Source organism: Pseudomonas sp. SJZ080 (assembly GCF_007828295.1).
Lineage (GTDB): Bacteria > Pseudomonadota > Gammaproteobacteria > Pseudomonadales > Pseudomonadaceae > Aquipseudomonas > Aquipseudomonas migulae_A.
The window spans coordinates 16,665-31,694 of sequence record NZ_VIUK01000001.1; the positions used below are offsets into that span (position 1 = coordinate 16,665).

The following is a 15,030-nucleotide window of genomic DNA, read 5'->3' on the forward strand; positions in this document are numbered from 1 at the left end:
GGCATCCACCCATTTCCCCGCTGAACAAATCCCCCAAACCCCGCGTCATACCCATCCTTGAGCTAGCGTACGAACAGTACCGCCGAGCCCTGCGATTAGTCCTTAGCACCCTATTCATGTTTAACTTGAACGCTCATTCAAGTTAAACCGCCGGTTTGCTGCCCGCTCACAACAGGAGGCTTGCCCTTGCCGAGTCCGTTATTGATTGCCCGGTTTCACCCCCTTGAGGCGCATCTTTCATGAGTGCACCGTCCACCCCCGCCAGCGGCCAGGTCCGCATGAATCCGCCGGTGTTCTACTTCGCGGCGACCTTCATTCTGCTCTTCGGCATTGTCGTCATTGCCATGCCTGAACAGGCCGGCGCGTGGCTTCTGCAAGCGCAAAACTGGGCGGCCAATACGGTCGGCTGGTATTACATGCTCGCGATGACCCTGTATCTGGTCTTCGTGGTGGTCACCGCCTTGTCCGGCTACGGCAAGATCAAGCTCGGTGTCGACCACGACGAGCCCGAATTCAGTTACCTGTCCTGGGCCGGCATGCTGTTCGCTGCGGGGATCAGCATCACGCTGTTTTTCTTTTGCGTGTCAGAGCCGCTGACCCACTTGTCGCAACCGCCGCAAGGCGAGGCCGGAACGGCGGATGCGGCGCGCCAGGCGATGCAGATTCTGTTTCTGCACTGGGGCCTGCACGGCTGGGGCGTGTTTGCTTTCGTCGGCATGGCGTTGGCCTACTTTGCCTACCGTCACAACCTGCCGCTGGCCCTGCGATCGGCGCTCTATCCGCTGATTGGCAAGCGCATCAACGGCCCGATCGGTTACGCCGTGGACGGCTTTGGCATCATCGCCACGGTGTTCGGCCTCGGTGCCGACATGGGCTTCGGCGTGTTGCACCTCAATTCGGGTCTGGACTACCTGTTCGGCATCGCCCACACCCAGTGGATTCAGGTCGGCCTGATCACGCTGATGATGGGCGCGGCGATCATCGTCGCGGTGTCCGGCGTCGATAAAGGCGTGCGGGTCATGTCCGACATCAACATGCTGCTGGCCTGTGCACTGCTGCTGTTCGTGTTGTTCGCCGGGCCCACGCAGCATTTGCTTAACACCCTGATCCAGAACATCGGCGACTACCTCGGCGCGTTGCCGATGAAAAGTTTCGACCTCTACGCCTACGACAAACCCAGCGACTGGCTGGGCGGCTGGACGGTGTTCTACTGGGCCTGGTGGATCGCGTGGTCGCCGTTCGTGGGCCTGTTCATCGCACGGATTTCCCGGGGCCGGACCATCCGCGAATTTGTCTTTGGCGTGCTGTTGATCCCGCTCGGTTTCACCCTGGCGTGGATGTCGATCTTCGGCAACAGTGCCATCGACCAGGTGCTCAACCACGGCATGAGTGCGCTCGGCATGTCGGCCATCGACAACCCGTCGATGACCCTGTACTTGCTGCTGGAAACCTATCCATGGAGCAAAACCGTCATCGCGGTCACGGTGTTCATCAGCTTCGTGTTCTTCGTCACCTCCGCCGATTCCGGCACCGTGGTGCTGTCGACGCTCTCGGCCAAGGGCGGCAACCCGGATGAAGACGGGCCGAAATGGCTGCGGGTGTTCTGGGGCGCGATGACGGCGCTGGTGACCAGTGCGCTGCTGTTCTCCGGCAGCATCGACGCGCTGAAGTCGGCGGTGGTGCTGACCTCGCTGCCGTTCTCGCTGATTCTGTTGTTGATGATGTGGGGGCTGCACAAGGCGTTTTATCTGGAGTCGCAGAAGCAGATCGCGCAGCTGCATTCCTTGGCACCGGTCTCCGGTTCCCGGCGTGGCGGATGGCGTCAGCGCTTGAGTCAGGCGGTGCATTTCCCGTCAAGGGATGAGGTCTATCGCTTCCTCGATACGACGGTGCGCCCGGCGATTGAAGAGGTGACGGCGGTGTTCGTCGAAAAGGGTTTGAATGTGGTCACGCAGCCCGACCCGGCGAACGACAGCGTCAGCCTCGAAATCGGTCACGGCGAACAGCATCCGTTCATTTATCAGGTGCAGATGCGTGGCTACTTCACGCCGTCCTTCGCCCGTGGCGGCATGGGTTCCAAGGAGCTCAACAATCGTCGTTATTATCGGGCCGAAGTGCATTTGAGCGAGGGCAGTCAGGACTACGATCTGGTGGGTTATACCAAGGAGCAGGTCATCAACGACATCCTCGATCAGTACGAGCGGCACATGCAATTTTTGCATCTGGTGCGTTGAAGTCAGGTCTCGCTGCTCAACGCCATGAACAGCACCAGCGCCGCCACCGGCACGCCAAACACCACACTGCCGACCACCAGTTCCGTCATTACGGGCTGGCCGGCAGTGACCACGCCGATGGCGCCGTTGATCATCGTCAGGGCCAGCCACAGCACGATGAAGCTGTAGGTCAGGGTTTGCCGGCCGAAGCCGATTTTCTCGCCGATGAACAGCATCAGCGCCAGGAGGACCAGGCCGAAGAAAATGATGATCGTGGTGTGCATGGTGTGATCCTCCCTTCAGGTGGGTGTCGCCTGTAAAGCCGACTTCGCGAGCAAGCCCGCTCCCACATTAGTGCTCTGTAGTACACAAATTTTGTGTTCAATCGAGATCGAATGTGGGAGCGGGCTTGCTCGCGAAGGCGGCGCCTCGGTCTCCCTGCTCACCTTTGAGCATAGGCGTCGGTGCGCGTTCTGTGCTTAAACCAGCCCACCATTGACCCGCAGGATTTGCCCGTTGACCCAGGCCGAATCCGGCCCGACCAGAAAGGCCACAACGCGGGAGATGTCTTCCGGCTGAGCCAGGCGTTCCAGCGGCGGCATCCTGGCGAAGGTCTGAATCTGCTCTTCGCTCTTGCCATGCAGGAACAGGTCGGTCGCCACCGGGCCCGGAGCCACAGCGTTGACGGTGATGTTACGACCGCGCATTTCCTTGGCGAACACCTGAGTCAGGGATTCCACAGCCGCCTTGCTGGCGATGTACACGGCGTAGCCCGGCAGGTTCATGCCGACCGTACTGCTGGAGAAGTTGACGATCCGCCCGCCCGCGTTCAAGCGCGTCGCCGCTTCACGCAACGTGTTGAACGTGCCGCGAGCGTGGATGTTGAAGGTCTGGTCGAACAGTTCGTCTGTGTGTTGCGCCAGCGGCATCACTTTGAGAATGCCAGCGTTGTTGATCAACACATCGACTTTGCCCAGTTGCGTTTCGGTTTCATCGAACATCCGGCGCACGTCGTCGGCATTGGCTACGTCAGCCTTGATCGCTATGGCTCGATGGCCAGCCTGGCGCAACTCGACCACCAGAGCCGACGCTTCAGTGGCGCTGCTGGCGTAGTTGACAGCGACGGCGAAACCTTCGCGGGCCAGTTGTCTGGCGATGACGGCGCCGATGCCGCGAGAGGCGCCGGTCACGATGGCAACTTTCGAAATTTGAGTAGTCATGGCGAAGATTCCTTGAAGGTGTTTGCTTGGGGTGAAGCCAGATTCACATGTTTACTCAGGACGATAAATGCACGAGAGTTGCCTTGACTGTTCAATAATCGCCAACAATCGAAGGCCCGGAGCACCGCGTGGATCAAGTCAAGGCAATGAAGGTTTTCGTACGGATCTATGAGCGCAGCAGCTTCACCCTGGCCGCCGAAGACCTGAATTTGCCGCGGGCAACCCTGACTCACACGCTGAATCAGTTCGAGGCCTGGCTTGGCACACGCTTACTGGAGCGCAGCACGCGCAAGGTATGCCCGACGCTGGACGGCGAGGCTTACTACCTGCGTTGTGTGCAGTTGCTGGCGGAGCTGGAAGAAGCCGAAATGGCCTTTCGCAGCGTGGCGCCGAAGGGGCGATTGCGCGTGGATTTGCATGGCACTCTGGCCAAGCACTTTGTGATCCCTGCGTTGCCGCAGTTCATGGCCCGTTACCCGGATATAGAACTGTCGATCAGCGAGGCGGACCGCTTTGTCGACCTGATTGCCGAGGGCGTCGACTGCGTACTGCGTGCCGGCACTCTGGGTGACTCGACGCTGATCGGCAAACGTGTCGCCAACCTGCGGCAGATCACCTGCGCCAGCCCTGCGTATCTACGCAAATACGGCGAACCGAAAACCCTCGAAGACCTGAAACACCATCGCGCGGTGAACTACGTCTCGCGCACCACCGCCAAATTGTTTCCGTTCGAGTTCATGGTCGATGGTGAGCTGAAGGAGGTGGCCATCGACGGCGCGCTCTCGGTATTCGGCGCGGAAATCTATGCCGCGTCGGCCATCGCCGGACTGGGTTTGATCCAGTGCCCGCATTACCGAATGGAAACGCTGATTGCTCAGGGGGGGGTACAGGAAATCCTTACCGACACCCCACCGCCCCCAATGCCGGTTTCAGTGCTGTATCCGCACAACCGACAGATGTCGCCAAGGGTTCGGGTGTTTGTGGATTGGTTGGGGGAGGTGTTTGCAGGGGCCGTTTGAGGTAGTCGAAGATCAAAAGATCGCAAGCTCCTGCAGGTGTACAACGCTCTTCTGTAGGCGCTGCCGAAGGCTGCGATCTTGTACGGAGTGATTATCCAGGACGTGCCGCTGTCGATATAAACGCCATGTGGATTTTGGCTCCAGGGTCGGCCCGATCGAAAATATGTGAAACGTTTCAGCATTTCCTTGTGTCTGGGGTTTATCGGCGTTTGTCTGGGCGTATGCTGGGCAACTTGCGAAGCAGTCGATGCCAACTTCAAGACAGACAAGAGAGGATTCGATGACCTACACCGCTGCCGAAAACCGCTACGACTCCATCCCTTACCGCCGCGTCGGTCGCAGCGGTCTGGTGTTGCCGGCGTTGTCCCTGGGCCTGTGGCACAACTTCGGCGACAGCACGCCGATCGACACCCAGCGTTCGTTGTTGCGCACGGCGTTCGATCTGGGGATCAACCACTTTGATCTGGCCAACAACTACGGCCCACCGTACGGCAGCGCCGAAATCAATTTCGGTCGTTTGCTGCGCGAAGACTTCAAGCAGTATCGCGACGAGCTGATCATTTCCAGCAAAGCCGGTTGGGACATGTGGCCCGGTCCTTACGGTCAGGGCGGCGGTTCGCGCAAATACGTGCTGGCCAGCCTTGATCAGAGCCTTCAGCGCCTGGGCCTGGATTATGTGGATATCTTCTATTCGCACCGTTTCGATCCGGACACTCCGCTGGAGGAAACCGCCAGCGCACTCGCTACTGCCGTGCAGCAGGGCAAGGCGCTGTACATCGGCATCTCGTCGTATTCCGGGGTGAAAACCCGTGAGATGGCGGCGCTGTTGAAAGAGTGGAAAGTGCCGTTGTTGATTCACCAGCCGGCTTACAACCTGCTCAATCGCTGGGTGGAAAAGGACCTGCTGGAGGTTACCGACGAACTGGGCACTGGTGTGATTGCGTTCACACCGTTGGCGCAGGGTTTGTTGACCGACAAATACCTCAACGGCATTCCGAAGGATGCACGGGTGAATCGTCCGGGCGGTGGTTCTTTGCAGTCCTCGCACCTGTCGGAGGCCAACATCGCCCATGTGCGTGGGCTCAATGAAATTGCCAAGCGTCGTGGTCAGAGCCTCGCTCAATTGGCGTTGGCGTGGACGCTGCGCGATCCTCGTGTGACCTCGGCGCTGATCGGTGCGAGCCGGCCGGAGCAGATCATCGAAAACGTCGGGGCGTTGAAGAATCTGAGTTTCAGTGTGGAGGAGCTGGCGGAGATTGACCGGTTTGCCCAGGAGGGCGGGATCAACCTTTGGGAGAAGCCTTCGACGGCTGAGTGATCGTTGGGCGCCGGTTTATTCGGCGCCTGTTACATCGCCTTCGCGAGCAAGCCCGCTCCCACATTCGACCGCGTTCGGAAATCAAGAACGCGGTCGAATGTGGGAGCGGGCTTGCTCGCGATGGGGCCAGACCAAACAACAAAAAAATCGGGATTTACCGAAAAAACGGCACATCCCCCAACACTGTCGCCCGCTGCATCACCCGCCGCGCCGGTCGGTAATCATCCACCGCGTAATGCTGCGTCACGCGGTTATCCCAGAACGCCACATCATCCTTCTGCCAGCGCCAGCGAATGGTGAACTCCGGCCGCGTTGCATGGGCAAACAGAAACTTCAGGATCACCTCGCTCTCGGTCTCCGACAGCTCGTTGATCTTCGATGTGAACCCTTCATTGACGAACAGCGACCGGCGCTCGCTTACCGGGTGCGTGCGGATCACCGGGTGCGACAGTGGCGGATTCTTGCGGCGTGCTTCTTCCCACTGCGCCAGCGCCTCTGGCGTATTGCCGTAGCGTTCGAGCGGAAACGAGCGGGTGAAATCGTGAGTCGCGGTCAGCCCCTCGAGCAATGTTTTCATCGGCGCTGACAGCGCTTCATATGCCGCAATGCCGCTGGCCCACAATGTGTCGCCGCCAAACTCCGGCAGCAATTTTGCGCTGAGCACTGCGCCCAGCGCCGGGGTCGGCAGGAAGGTCACGTCGGTATGCCAGATGGCGTTGTCGCGCACGTCAGTGACAGCGGTGTCGAGGATCAGCACTTGCGGCTGTTCCGGCACATTCGGGTAGATCGGATGAATGTGCAGGTCGCCGAAATTGGCGGCGAAACGTGCCTGTTGCTGTGGTGTGATCGGCTGGTCGCGGAAGAACAGCACCTGATGCTTGAGCAGTGCCTGCTCAATGGCATCGCGCTGTTCCAGGTTCAGCGGCTGACTGATGTCGATGCCACTGATTTGCGCGCCGAGCGCGGAGCTGAGGGGGACGATTGTCAGGTGGCTCATGGTCTTTCTCTTCAATCCGGGGTGTCGACTGTGGGAGCGGGCTTGCTCGCGAAAGCGGTGTGTCCGTCACAGCTATTTCGCATGACACGCTGCATTCGCGAGCAAGCCCGCTCCCACATTGGGAAATGTTTAGTGAGCCTGGCCGTGCCATGGCACCAGTTTGCGTTGCAGCGCACGCAAGCCCATCTCCATGGCAAAGGCGATCAGCGCAATCACCAGAATCCCCAGCACCACCACATCGGTGACCAGGAATTGCGCGGCCGACTGCACCATGAAGCCCAGCCCGCTGGTGGCGGCGATCAGCTCGGCGGCGACCAGCGTTGACCAACCCACGCCCAGACCAATGCGCACGCCAGTCAAAATGTCCGGCAAGGCACTCGGCAGAATCACATGGCGAATCAACTGCGCGCGGGTTGCGCCCAACGACTGCGCGGCGCGCAATCTGGCCGGGTCGACGGTGCGCACGCCAGTGGCGGTGGCGATGGCAATCGGGGCGAAGATCGCCAGGTAGATCAGCAAGACTTTCGACAGCTCGCCAATGCCGCACCAGATCACGATCAGCGGCAGATAGGCCAGCGGCGGAATCGGCCGGTAGAACTCGATCAGCGGATCGAGAATGCCGCGCGCGATACGGTTGGCACCGATCGCAATGCCCACCGGCACGGCGGTCAGCACGGCAAAGCCGAGGCCCAGACCGATGCGGCCGAGGCTCGCGCCCAAGTGCTGCCACAACGTCGAATCCATGTAGCCGGTCGTCACCAGCAGCCAGCCTTTTTGCAGCACGGCGGACGGTGGCGGCAGGAACAGCGGTTCGATCATCCCCGTAGCGGTAACGGCCCACCAAAGGGCAACCAGCGCGACCAGCGTCAGCACGCTGATCCAGCGCGTGCTCAAGCTGCGGCGAACCGGAATGACCGTCGAACCCGGTTTCACCGTCACGGCCGGAATTTCATAGCTGCTCATGCGCGCTCCTGCCGCGTGGCGGCGCTGCGTTGGGAGAACACTTTGGCGAGTACGTGTTCGCGGGTTTCGATAAAGCGCGGGTCGGATTTGATCGCCCGTGCGGACTCGCCGGCGGCGTAACGCTGACCGAAATCCAGGCTCAGGCGCTCGACGATTTGCCCCGGGTTCGGCGCCAGCAGAATCAGATCCGTGGCGAGAAACACCGCTTCTTCAATGTCGTGGGTAATCAGGAAGACCGGTTTTGCAGTGCGCTGCCAGACTTGCAACAGCAGCTCCTGCATCTGTTCGCGAGTGAAGGCATCGAGGGCGCCGAAGGGTTCGTCCATCAGCAACACGCGAGGATCGGCCGCGAGCGCACGGGCCAGGCCGACACGTTGTTTCTGGCCGCCCGAGAGCTGCCAGATACGGCGATTCTCAAAACCGGAAAGGTCCACCAGCGCGAGCATTTCTCGAGCGCGGATTTCACGTTTGTCACGGGGAACACCGGCCAATTCCAGACCGAAACCCACGTTGGCCAGCACGTCCTGCCACGGCAACAAGGCATCGTCCTGGAACACCACGCCACGTTCGGCGCTCGGGCCTTTGACCGGCACGCCATCGAGGCTGATGCGCCCGGCGCTGGGCTCGACGAAACCGGCAATCAGGTTCAACAGCGAAGTCTTGCCACTGCCGGAAGGGCCGAGGGCCACCAGCAACTGCTGGGGCCCAAGGCTCAGGGAAATATCCGTCAATACCGGTTCCGGACTGCCGGGGTACTGTGCGCTGATGCGCTCCAGCTGTAGCAAAGCCATCGCAGTTAACTCCGGATCAGTGGGTGATGAACTTGGCGCTGACGTACGGCGCGTAGTCCGGCAGCACGGCTTCGACCTTGCCTTGTTCCTTGAGGAACACGGCGGTGTCGGTGATGGCTTTGGTCGTCGGCGCGCCGAGGGTGATCACCTGATCAGCCGCCAGCGGGTAGACGTTGCCTTGCAGCAGCAGCGGAATGTCGCTGGCCTTGGCACCGGACAGCTTTACCAGCTTGTCGACGTTGGACTGATTGGCAAGCCAGGCTTTCGGGTCTTTACGGTAATCGGCGTAGGCGTCGAGGGTGACTTTGGCGAACGCGGTGACGATTTCCGGGTGTTTCTCGGCGAAGTCTTTACGCACGATCCACGCATCGAAGGTCGGCGCGCCGAACTTGGCCAGTTCGCCGGAGGTGATCAGCACTTTCCCGTTTTCCTTGGCCACGCCGAGCGCCGGATCCCAGACGTAAGTGGCATCGATGTCACCGCGTTTCCACGCAGCGATGATCGCCGGCGGGGCGAGGTTGAGGACGGTGACTTTCGACGGGTCGATGTTCCAGTGCTTCAGCGCAGCCAGCAGGCTGTAGTGACCGGTGGACACGAACGGCACGGCGATTTTCTTGCCGATCAGGTCTTGTGGGGTTTTGATCCCGGAACCGTCGCGGGCGACCAAGGCTTCAGCGGCGCCGATCTGCGTGGCAATGAGGAAGGTTTCTACCGGAACTTTGCGGGTGATTGCAGCCGTCAGGGGGCTGGAACCGAGGTAGCCGATCTGCACGTCACCGGACGCGATGGCGGCGATGATGTCGGCACCGTTGTCGAATTTGCGCCAGTCGATCTTGGCGTTGGTGGCTTTTTCATACGCGCCGTCGGCCTGGGCGACTTTCGCCGGGTCTACGGTGGTCTGGTAGGCGACGGTCACGTCAGCCGCCTGGGCAAAGAAACTCGCTGCCGCCAAAGACGCGGCCGCCAGGAGGCGAAGTGGGAAGTTAAGTTTCATTGAGAAGCTCCTTTTCAGGCGGACCGAGAGTCGGTGTGAAAAAGAGACTAAATGATATAAGAATCCGAAAATAAATAACTTTTTCGAATGAGCTTATGAGCGGAAAATTCTAAGAGCCATTATCGCGCAGCTTCCTTGTAGGAGCCGGCTTGCTGGCAATGAGGCCCTTGAACCTTGCGGTGAATTCAAGGCCGCCATCGCCAGCAAGCCGGCTCCTACAGGGTTTTGCGTTGGGTGCGCGATTTTTGGCGATCCCGCCTCTGTGTAGGAGCCGGCTTGCTGGCGATGAGGCCCTTGAGCCTTGCGGTGAATTTCAGGCCGCCCTCGCTGGCAAGCCAGCTCCTACAGGGTTTTGCGTTGGGTGCGCGATTTTTGGCGATCCCGCCTCTGTGTAGGAGCCGGCTTGCTGGCGATGAGGCCCTTAAGGCTTGCGGTGAATTTCAGGCCGCCATCGCTGGCAAGCCAGCCCCTACAGGGTTTTGCGTTGGGTGCGCGATGTTTGGCGATCCCGCATCCGTGTAGGAGCCGGCTTGCTGGCGATGAGGCCCTTAAGCCTTGCGGTGAATTTCAGGCCGCCCTCGCTGGCAAGCCAGCTCCTACAGGGTTTTGCGTTGGGTGCGCGATGTTTGGCGATCCCGCATCCGTGTAGGAGCCGGCTTGCTGGCGATGAGGCCCTTGAGCCTTGCGGTGAATTTCAGGCCGCCCTCGCTGGCAAGCCAGCTCCTACAGGGTTTTGCGTTGGGTGCGCGATGTTTGGCGATCCCGCATCCGTGTAGGAGCCGGCTTGCTGGCGATCAAGGTCCGCAGGACCGCCGACGATCAGTTACTGATCGCCAGAATGCTCGCCTGATACGACCCGACAAACACATCGAAATCGCCGACTTCGTTCTGCTCCAGCTCGACCTGTTCCGCCAGTGACGAACGTGCCCGGTCTTCAAATTTCGCCTGTTCTTCACTTGAAAGCGGCTCGCTGCGGAAAAACTCCGCGTGGGCCTGGCTCTGACGCAGGGAGAATTGGCTGAAGCTTTCCTTGTGCACGGCCATCGCCGCCAGCACCTGGGCCGATGGCGTCAGGGAAGGGTCCTTGACCTTGGCCAATTGCGCGTCCAATGCCTTGCTGTGCGCATCGCCGCCATGGCTCTGATCCAGTAACGCCGCGAGTGGAGCAATCTTCTCCAGCAACTCGCTGGCCCACTCTTTCAGGTCCACCGGATGACCGTCGCGTTGCAGTTGCAGGCCCGGGCGGCGACCTTCCTTGACCACGCTGAGGAAGTTCGAGGTCGCGTTGCCGCACGAAGTATTGGTCAGCAGCGGGCTGTCGTTCAGCGCGCAGTACAGCAGGAACGCATCGAGGAAACGCGACTCCGGCAAGTCGATGCCCATCGGCAGGAACGGGTTGATGTCCAGGCAACGCACTTCGACGTATTGAATGCCGCGGGCCACCAGCGCCTGGATCGGCCGTTCGCCGGTGTAGGTCACGCGTTTCGGGCGGATGTTGGAGTAGTACTCGTTTTCGATCTGCAGGATGTTGGTGTTGAGCTGAACCCACTCACCGTCCTGATGCGTACCGATTTCAACGTACGGCGCATACGGCGTGGCGACGGCTTTGCGCAAGCTGTCGGTGTAGCTCGCCAAATCGTTGTAGCACGGCGTCAGACCCGCCTGGGCGTTGCTCTGGTAACCCAGATCGCTCATGCGCAGGCTGGTGGCGTACGGCAGGTACAAAGTGTCCGGGTCCAGCTGTTCCAACTGGTGCGAACGACCCCGCAGGAAACCGGCGTCCAGCGCTGGCGAGGCACCGAACAGGTACATCAGCAGCCAGCTGTAGCGACGGAAGTTGCGGATCAGGGCGATGTAGGCCGACGACTGATAGTCGCGGTCAGTGCCGACAAAGCCTTCAGCCTCTTTGAGCAGCGGCCAGAGCTTTTCCGGCAGGGAGAAGTTGTAGTGAATCCCGGCGATGCACTGCATGGTCTTGCCGTAGCGCAGGGCCAGACCCTTGCGGTAGACATACTTGAGCTTGCCGATGTTGGACGTGCCGTAATAGGCGATCGGGATATCTTCCTCGGCCGGCAACGGGCACGGCATCGACGGACTCCACAGGTACTCGTTGCCGAGCTTGCTGTAGGCAAAGCGGTGAATCTTGTCCAGGCTCGCCAGGGTGTCGGCCGGGTCGGGCAGGGCGGGCGTGATGAACTCCAGCAGCGACTCGGAATAGTCGGTGGTGATTTGTTCGTTGGTCAGCGCGGAACCCAATTCTTCCGGGTGCGGCGTTTGCGCCAGGCGACCTTCGCCGGTCACGCGCAGGCATTCACGTTCGATGCCGTGAAGGCACTGTTCGAGCAGAGAGAGGTTAGCGCGCTCGCCGAGCAGAGCCAGGCGGCGGTTGAGAAGTTCGCTCAAGTTGGATTCCTTCACGCGTCAGTCGCCCCAATATGGGGGTGGGCAAGACGGTCTACAAGGGTGAAGTTGAAACTGGCGTTTTCGCCTGGTTTTGGAACTTGCCGCAATCAATGTGGGAGCGGGCTTGCTCGCGAAGAGGCAGTGTCAGTCAACAAATAAATTGCCTGATACACCGCCTTCGCGAGCAAGCCCGCTCCCACAGGGAATTTCAGCGCTGCGGTCACAGCGCTGAAATTAACTCAAATCGATGACGGCTAGCTACAGGACAGCGAACGTGCCTTGTGCTTTTGCGACGAGTTTGTCGCCCTGCATCACGTCGGCTTCGACCACCAGCGTGCGGCGGCCCGGGTGGATCACCCGCGCCGTGCACATCACCTCACCGTCGGCGACGGCGCGGATGTAGTTGATCTTGCATTCGATGGTCGCGCTCTGCTGGTCAAAGCCGTGGGTGCTGGAACAGGCCAGCCCCATGGCAATGTCCACCAGACTGAACAAGGCCCCGCCGTGCAACTTGCCGCCGCGATTACGCAGTTCCGGTTCCAGCGCCAGGGCGACTTGCGCCACCCCGGCCTCCAGACTGTGCAAGCGACACCCCAGCAGCTTGAAAAAAGCGCTTTCGGTCAGCCCGGCTGGAATGTCCATCAGCGCTTCTTCAACTGCTTGGCGTTAGCGAACAGCGAAGCCATGGCGTTGTTGGCCGGGGCCGCCGCCGTGGTTTCCTTGCGCGGTGCGGTGTTCTGGGACTGGCGCGGTGCCGACCCCGGACGCGCACCACGGGCACCGTCGATTTTCTCCCCTGGTGTGTCGCTCATGCGCATCGACAAGCCGACGCGTTTGCGCGGGATGTCGACTTCCATGACCTTCACTTTCACCACGTCACCGGCCTTAACCGCTTCGCGAGGGTCCTTGATGAACTTCTCCGAAAGCGCAGAGATGTGCACCAAACCGTCCTGATGCACGCCGATGTCGACGAACGCACCGAAGTTAGTCACGTTGGTCACGACGCCTTCGAGGATCATGCCCAGTTGCAGGTCCTTGAGGTCTTCGACGCCTTCCTGGAATTCGGCGGTCTTGAACTCCGGACGCGGGTCGCGGCCCGGTTTTTCCAGCTCTTGCAGGATGTCGGTGACCGTCGGCAGACCGAAGGTTTCGTCGGTGTACTTCTTCGGATCAAGACGCTTGAGGAAGCTCGCATCGCCGATCAGCGAGCGAATGTCACGGTCGGTTTCAGCGGCGATGCGCTGGACCAGCGGATAGGCTTCCGGGTGAACCGCAGACGAATCCAGCGGGTTGTCGCCGTTCATGACACGCAGGAAGCCAGCGGCCTGTTCGAAGGTTTTCTCGCCCAGACGCGCAACTTTCTTCAACGCCGCGCGGGTTTTGAACGCGCCATGCTCGTCGCGGTGACTGACGATGTTTTGCGCCAGGGTCGCGTTGAGGCCAGAGATGCGGGCCAGCAGCGCCACGGAAGCAGTGTTCACGTCCACGCCCACGGCGTTCACGCAATCCTCGACTACCGCGTCCAGGCCACGTGCCAGTTTCAGCTGCGACACGTCGTGCTGGTACTGGCCGACACCGATGGATTTCGGATCGATCTTCACCAGCTCGGCCAGCGGGTCCTGCAGGCGACGGGCGATAGACACCGCGCCACGGATCGACACGTCCAGGTCCGGGAATTCCTTGGAGGCCAGTTCCGACGCCGAGTAAACCGATGCACCCGCTTCGGACACCATGACTTTGGTCATCTTCATCGCTGGGTATTTTTTGATCAGCTCAGCGGCGAGCTTGTCGGTTTCGCGGCTGGCGGTGCCGTTGCCGATGGCGATCAGGTCTACCGAGTGCTTGGCGCAAAGAGCAGCCAGAATCGCCAGGGTCTGGTCCCACTTGTTGTGCGGCACGTGCGGGTAAACCGTGGCGTGATCCAGCAGCTTGCCGGTGGCGTCGACCACGGCAACCTTGCAACCGGTGCGCAGGCCCGGGTCGAGGCCCAGGGTGGCGCGCGGGCCGGCCGGAGCCGACAGCAGCAGGTCGTGCAGGTTGTGCGCGAACACATTGATCGCTTCGGTTTCCGCGCCATCGCGCAGCTCGCCCAACAGGTCGGTTTCGAGGTGGGTGTAGAGCTTGACCTTCCAGGTCCAGCGCACCACTTCGCCCAGCCATTTGTCGGCAGCGCGGTTCTGGTTCTGGATGCCGAACTGCTGGCCGATCATGCCTTCGCATGGGTGCATGGTGCCCGGCAGTTCATCGCCGACTTTCAGCGCGGAGCTGAGAATGCCTTCGTTGCGGCCACGGAAAATCGCCAGCGCACGGTGCGACGGCATGCTTTTCAGCGGTTCATCGTGTTCGAAATAGTCGCGGAACTTGGCGCCTTCCTCTTCCTTGCCGGCAATCACGCGGGCACTGAGGGTGGCTTCCTGCTTGAGGTAGTTGCGCAGCTTGTCCAGGAGGCCGGCGTCTTCGGCGAAGCGTTCCATCAGGATGTACTTGGCGCCTTCGAGAGCCGCCTTCACATCGGCGACGCCTTTTTCGGCATCAACGAAGCGTGCGGCTTCGGTTTCCGGGCTCAGGGTCGGGTCGTTGAACAGGCCGTCGGCCAACTCGCCGAGGCCAGCTTCCAGGGCGATCTGGCCCTTGGTGCGGCGCTTCTGCTTGTACGGCAGGTACAAGTCTTCGAGGCGGGTCTTGGTGTCGGCGAGCTTGATGTCGCGTTCCAGTTGCGGGGTCAGCTTGCCTTGCTCCTGGATGCTGGCCAGGATGCTGATGCGCCGTTCGTCGAGTTCTCGCAGGTAGCGCAGACGCTCTTCCAGATGACGCAACTGAATGTCATCGAGACTGCCGGTCACTTCTTTCCGGTAACGGGCGATGAAGGGAACGGTAGAGCCTTCATCGAGTAGCGCGACGGCCGCTTCGACCTGTTGTGGGCGTACGCCGAGTTCCTCGGCGATGCGGCTGTTGATGCTGTCCATAAAACCACCTGACAAATTGTGAAAGCAGGCTCGCAAGCCCAGAGATAAAGGCTCGGCGAGTCTGGTTGAGCGGCCTGGCCTGCGCCGCTACCTGAATCAACAGGCATCCCGTTGACCCGTGAAATCGAACAATTACTGCCGCGGCG

At 60.7% G+C, this 15,030-nt stretch carries 12 protein-coding genes; 3 read left to right on the plus strand and 9 right to left on the minus strand.

All coding sequences use genetic code 11. The features are described from left to right. Positions 1 to 278 precede the first annotated feature (278 nt). Positions 279 to 2,234 (plus strand): choline transporter BetT, encoded by a 1,956-nt coding sequence (gene betT, locus FBY04_RS00080; RefSeq protein WP_178118246.1) that lies wholly within the window; start codon positions 279 to 281, stop codon positions 2,232 to 2,234. 2 nt (positions 2,235 to 2,236) lie between these two features. Here betT and FBY04_RS00085 read toward each other — a convergent pair whose 3' ends face one another. Then, positions 2,237 to 2,497: a hypothetical protein gene (locus FBY04_RS00085; RefSeq protein ID WP_084318298.1), complete on the minus strand. Its 261-nt coding sequence runs from the start codon at positions 2,495 to 2,497 to the stop codon at positions 2,237 to 2,239. Positions 2,498 to 2,692: 195 nt separating this feature from the next. After that, entirely contained in the window at positions 2,693 to 3,433 is a 741-nt protein-coding gene (locus FBY04_RS00090; RefSeq protein WP_084318297.1) for an SDR family oxidoreductase, read from the minus strand. Between the two features lie 128 nt (positions 3,434 to 3,561). Here FBY04_RS00090 and FBY04_RS00095 point away from each other — a divergent pair, with 128 nt between their 5' ends. Next, positions 3,562 to 4,452 carry a LysR family transcriptional regulator gene (locus tag FBY04_RS00095; protein WP_145314121.1) on the plus strand — a complete coding sequence of 297 codons (891 nt, stop codon included), beginning with the start codon at positions 3,562 to 3,564 and terminating at the stop codon, positions 4,450 to 4,452. Positions 4,453 to 4,732: 280 nt separating this feature from the next. Next, positions 4,733 to 5,770 carry an L-glyceraldehyde 3-phosphate reductase gene (gene mgrA, locus FBY04_RS00100; RefSeq protein ID WP_084318295.1) on the plus strand — a complete coding sequence of 346 codons (1,038 nt, stop codon included), beginning with the start codon at positions 4,733 to 4,735 and terminating at the stop codon, positions 5,768 to 5,770. A gap of 154 nt (positions 5,771 to 5,924) precedes the next feature. On the opposite strand, the gene tauD is transcribed toward mgrA, so the two are convergent. The 7 genes from tauD to FBY04_RS00140 form a co-directional block, all read right to left on the minus strand. Then, positions 5,925 to 6,767 (minus strand): taurine dioxygenase, encoded by an 843-nt coding sequence (gene tauD / locus FBY04_RS00105; RefSeq protein ID WP_084318294.1) that lies wholly within the window; start codon positions 6,765 to 6,767, stop codon positions 5,925 to 5,927. Between the two features lie 129 nt (positions 6,768 to 6,896). Continuing rightward, a complete protein-coding gene (gene tauC, locus FBY04_RS00115) occupies positions 6,897 to 7,730 on the minus strand; it encodes a taurine ABC transporter permease TauC (protein ID WP_084318293.1) in 834 nt (277 codons plus the stop codon). Beyond that, on the minus strand, positions 7,727 to 8,521 hold the full coding sequence (gene tauB / locus FBY04_RS00120; RefSeq protein ID WP_145314125.1) for a taurine ABC transporter ATP-binding subunit: 795 nt from the start codon (positions 8,519 to 8,521) through the stop codon (positions 7,727 to 7,729). The genes tauC and tauB overlap by 4 nt, the downstream gene beginning before the upstream one ends. Before the next feature lie 16 nt (positions 8,522 to 8,537). Beyond that, positions 8,538 to 9,515, minus strand: a complete 978-nt coding sequence (tauA, locus tag FBY04_RS00125; RefSeq protein WP_084318291.1) for a taurine ABC transporter substrate-binding protein — start codon at positions 9,513 to 9,515, stop codon at positions 8,538 to 8,540. 819 nt (positions 9,516 to 10,334) lie between these two features. Beyond that, positions 10,335 to 11,918: a glutamate--cysteine ligase gene (gene gshA, locus FBY04_RS00130; RefSeq protein WP_145314127.1), complete on the minus strand. Its 1,584-nt coding sequence runs from the start codon at positions 11,916 to 11,918 to the stop codon at positions 10,335 to 10,337. Positions 11,919 to 12,176: 258 nt separating this feature from the next. Continuing rightward, entirely contained in the window at positions 12,177 to 12,560 is a 384-nt protein-coding gene (locus FBY04_RS00135; RefSeq protein ID WP_017335909.1) for a PaaI family thioesterase, read from the minus strand. Next, positions 12,560 to 14,884, minus strand: a complete 2,325-nt coding sequence (locus tag FBY04_RS00140; protein ID WP_084318289.1) for a Tex family protein — start codon at positions 14,882 to 14,884, stop codon at positions 12,560 to 12,562. Before FBY04_RS00140 ends, FBY04_RS00135 begins: the two co-directional genes overlap by 1 nt. Positions 14,885 to 15,030 lie beyond the last annotated feature (146 nt).